A 2,424-nucleotide genomic window follows, 5' to 3' on the forward strand; every position below is an offset into this window, starting at 1 on the left:
GTGGTTTGCGGTATATCAACTGACCTTTTTCAAGTTTGTGATATACCTAAAAGATATCTTTAAAAAAAGCCTACCCCTTTAGGTAGACTCTACTATTACTCTTCAGTTGTTTCTCCAAATCTTTCTACTAACGTTGCAAGCGTACGAACCATAACCCCAGTTGCACCAGCAGGACCTAAATTGTGAGCAGTTGTTGTCGTTGCTGTTCCGGCGATATCAAGGTGAACCCAAGGTGTATTCTCTGCGAATTCGCCAAGGAAGGTACCTGCAAAAATCGCATGCCCATCACGTCCAGGAGAATTGTTTAAGTCAGCTACCTGACTTTTACGAACACGCTTCTTATGGTTTTCTGTCATTGGCAGGCGCCAGATTGGTTCACCGGCTTCTAATGAAGCTTCCAACACTTCTTCAAAAAACGCTTCATCATTTGTCATAGCGCCAGTTATATCATTACCTAGAGCGACAATTACTCCACCAGTTAAAGTTGCCACATCGACTAAATAGGAGGCACCGTGGAACTTCGCGTATGTAATCCCGTCTGCTAAAGCAAGACGTCCTTCTGCATCAGTGTTTAGGATTTCGATGGTTTTGCCATTCATCGATGTCACCACATCGTCTGGCTTAAATGCTTCACCACTAATCATATTGTCGGTTGATGGGATGACTGCGACAACATTCATTTCAGGTCTCAACTCACCAATGATCTCCATCGCACCTAATACAGCAGCAGCTCCCCCCATATCTGATTTCATACCTACAATGCCGTCTTTTGGCTTGATCGAATAACCGCCTGTATCAAAGGTAATGCCTTTTCCGACAAGACCGATGACATCCTCCCAGTTTTCTTTTCCTTGATATTTTAGGACTATCATTTTCGGTGGCTCAGCAGAACCTTTATTTACCGCTAAAAGAGCGCCCATTCCGAGCTTTTCCATCTCTTCTTTATTGAGGATTTCTACCTCAAACCCATATTTCTTTCCTAGTTCAGCTGCATAATTTGCTAGATCTGTAGCTGTTAGCATATTTCCTGGTAGATTTACAAGGGTTCTCGCAGAGTTTGTCCCTTGCCCATATGCATATCCTACAGTTAAACTAGCTTCAACCTCATTCGCGTCAGCATCTGTATAAACGACCACATCTTCAATTTTCTTTTCTGGTTGATTCGATTTTTGTTTATAATCTGCAAATTTATATGTAGACAAGGCAAGTGCTTCTCCGAATGCATGAGCAACATCATGAGATTCTAACCCCTCTGTGACAAAGGAATCTAATCCAATTGCAAAGCTTTGAATCTTTGCTTCAGCGATTGTTTTAATAGCCTTTCCGAACGCTTCTCTTAGTGATTCAAAGGATTGCTTATCTTCCTTACCGAGTCCAAGAAAATACACTCGTTTAATAGGTGCTTTTCCTAATGTATGTACTTTAGATACTATATTTTGCCTTGTAGAAATGTCGCCTTCTTTTAATAGCACTGTTATTTGACCATCAACTAATGTATCTAATTCATGTGTAATCCCAGACGTCTTTTGATTTTTAGCATATAAACCAATTAGTATTGCTTCATGTCCATCTTGGATTTTAAATTCATTTTTAACTGTAAACATCTAAACACCTCCAACTTATTTTCACCTTTTTATTATATACTTAGGGACACTAAATTTCATCGTAAAAGAATTCATTTTGCAGGCTAACGTAAATTCTTTTATAATAAAGGTACATCTGCGTGCACGACATGCTCTTTTTTAAAAAAGATAAAAATATCGTTGATAAAATAAAGAGAAAATCGTGTATTTTGACGAGAGGACGTAGTTTACATGGAGCTTTTTACGAATTTCCCCCTGTGGGCCGCACTTGCTGCCATTGGATTTGCGCAGTTTGTTAAGGTCCCCCTACATTTTATTGTGACCAAAAAAGTGGATTGGTCCCTGATTACGAGCACTGGTGGTATGCCAAGCTCCCATTCAGCTGCAGTAACAGCTTTAACAACTGGGATTGCCCTTGAACAAGGCGTAGGTTCTCCTTTTTTTGCGATTTCTACAGTATTTGCCGTTATCGTCATGTTTGATGCTTCCGGAGTTCGTAGACATGCTGGTGAACAAGCTACAGTTCTCAACCAACTGGTTGCGGATTTTCAAAAATTTGCTGAGGATGCAATGTTATGGCAAAAGCTCGATGGAGATAGAAAACGTAGTGAGTTAAAAGAATTACTAGGGCATAAGCCAATCGAAGTATTTTTTGGAGGTCTAACCGGGATCTTGTTAACATTAGTTCTTCATATACTGTAAACACCAAAATAGGCTAATCATTCCGATTAGCCTTTTAACTTTTTTCACCTAAAATTTGTTGACGGAATACCTGCATCGACTTATCCTCATTCATTGCTGCGATTTCTTCTTCCGATATTTTACCGTCACCCATTTTAAT

The 2,424-nt window shown here is 39.7% G+C and carries 2 protein-coding genes and 1 pseudogene; 1 reads left to right on the forward strand and 2 read right to left on the reverse strand.

Annotated elements, in window-relative coordinates; all coding sequences use genetic code 11:
* Window positions 1-95: 95 nt before the first annotated feature.
* Complete coding sequence (locus tag V7147_RS18915) at window positions 96-1,604, reverse strand: leucyl aminopeptidase (protein ID WP_335369386.1); 1,509 nt, start codon at window positions 1,602-1,604, stop codon at window positions 96-98.
* Window positions 1,605-1,814: 210 nt separating this feature from the next.
* Between V7147_RS18915 and V7147_RS18920 the strand changes: the two genes are divergently transcribed.
* On the forward strand, window positions 1,815-2,285 hold the full coding sequence (locus V7147_RS18920) for a divergent PAP2 family protein (RefSeq protein ID WP_335369387.1): 471 nt from the start codon (window positions 1,815-1,817) through the stop codon (window positions 2,283-2,285).
* Between the two features lie 34 nt (window positions 2,286-2,319).
* Here the strand turns inward: V7147_RS18920 and V7147_RS25250 are convergent.
* Window positions 2,320-2,424: pseudogene (locus V7147_RS25250) on the reverse strand (3D domain-containing protein); the annotation flags it as partial.

The organism is Bacillus sp. JJ1521, from assembly GCF_036965165.1.
Lineage (GTDB): Bacteria > Bacillota > Bacilli > Bacillales > Bacillaceae_L > Ferdinandcohnia.

Bases quoted from the DNA above. Each gene is read 5' to 3' on its own strand.
- V7147_RS18915 (WP_335369386.1), bottom strand. From the start codon at position 1,604: ATGTTTACAGTTAAAAATGAATTTAAAATCCAAGATGGACATGAAGCA.
- V7147_RS18920 (WP_335369387.1), top strand. From the start codon at position 1,815: ATGGAGCTTTTTACGAATTTCCCCCTGTGGGCCGCACTTGCTGCCATT.